1 protein-coding gene is annotated in these 1,635 nt (G+C 40.8%); it reads left to right on the top strand.

Annotated features, from left to right (window positions below; all coding sequences use genetic code 11):
- Nucleotides 1-1,370: ABC transporter permease (locus L4C33_RS22105; protein ID WP_428814531.1), on the top strand; the 1,370-nt coding region annotated here is incomplete at its 5' end.
- Between the last annotated feature and the right edge of the window lie 265 nt (nucleotides 1,371-1,635).

Raw genomic sequence — 1,635 nt, 5'->3', positions numbered from 1 at the left:
TTCCTGCATTAGGCATTCCACTCATTGGATTAATTAATACATCTGCGGCAAGTGTCATTCAAAGCGGACATAAGAATAAAGAAAGCAAAATAAAATATGCGCTCTTGTTAGTTCCTATCATTCCTATGCTGCTGATATATGGCGACAATCTTTTGGTCTGGATTGTAATAGGTGGCATTGCACTTCTATTTTCGGTACTCGCCGTAGTTAGCATGTTGTTACTTCGTGGAATAGCAAAGTTACCTGTCTCTACGGCAATGCGTTTAGCGTTAAGTCGAATCAATCGTTCTCCATTATCTACCGGCATTCAATTTGGATCGCTAGCATTGTCACTAATGTTGTTATCGATTATCTGGTTGGTGCGAACTGATTTATTGACTGATTGGCAGCAAACCATTCCAGAAAATGCTCCAAATGCTTTCGCTTTAAATATCGCGACCTATGAAAAAGATGATTACCTATCAACGCTTGATGGAGAAGGTATCGATCGTTCTGCTGCGTACCCGATTATTCGTGGCCGATTGTCCATGATTAACGGGGTTGATGCTCAGGAATACGCAAAACAAGCCAGCAGCAATGATACTGACGCATTAAGGCGTGAGATAAACTTTACTTGGGGTGATTCAATACCTGATTACAATGAGCTTGTTGAAGGTGAGTGGACCGAAACCAACGGCGTTTCTATTGAGTCAGAAGTCGCAGCTGAGTTAGGCATTAAAATTGGTGACACGCTTTCCTTCACGATTAATAGCCAGATATTTAGTGCGGTAGCGAATTCGATACGTAAAGTTGAATGGCGAGACATGAAGCCAAACTTCTATTTTATTTTCACGCCTGACGTTTTAAGCGAAATTCCCTCGACTTGGTTGGTGAGCTTTAGAGTCGATAGCCAACATGATCAGATGTTGAACGATTTATCGCGAAGCCATCCAACCGTAAGTTTAATGGATATACGAGCGATGGGGGCAAAGATACAGCAATTGCTTCAACAAATAGTCTGGTCAATTACCGTATTGGCTGCTCTGGGTGTTGTCGCGGGCCTACTGCTGATTTTTACTCTTCTACGTCTGAGCCTTTCTCAGCGCCAGCAAGAAATACGTTTGTATAGAACTTTAGGTGCAAGCAAAAAACGCATTCTGAGTACAATCTGGTGCGAATACGGCTTAATGGCGTTCGTCGCTGGTTGTATTGCGAGCTTAGGTGCAGAAGCAAGTGTTGCAGGTGTCATGAAATTTGGTTTTGAGCTTGATCCTACGCTTCACCCAGTATTGTGGATAGCGCTGCCAATATTGACATTTATTACTCTAGCAACCGTAGTGAATAGTTTGTTAAAAAGGCTGTTAGCCCCTGTAAACAAAGACTTTGGCTAAAGTGTTATAGACGTTATCAACAGTTATCCACAAAAACGGTGGATAACTTTAGGGATAACTCAATAGCATAAATAGGGCACTTTCACGCAACGCTTTATTCGACGCCACTTTGCTCAAATTTAGGTGCTTTACCTTCTATGAAAAAGTGATTTGTTAGGATTGAGTCAAGAATTTTATTAAGTTTTTTTCAATGTGTCTTAGGTTCACTAATCTAAGACCTTGATAAAAATGTGATTTAAATCATCTTGATTCGAAAGTAGAATAT

Origin of the sequence: Vibrio makurazakiensis, assembly GCF_050337375.1 — a bacterium.
Classification (GTDB): domain Bacteria; phylum Pseudomonadota; class Gammaproteobacteria; order Enterobacterales; family Vibrionaceae; genus Vibrio; species Vibrio makurazakiensis.
The sequence above is the reverse complement of the archived record's forward strand: the minus strand, read 5'-3'. Positions and strand labels throughout refer to the sequence as shown.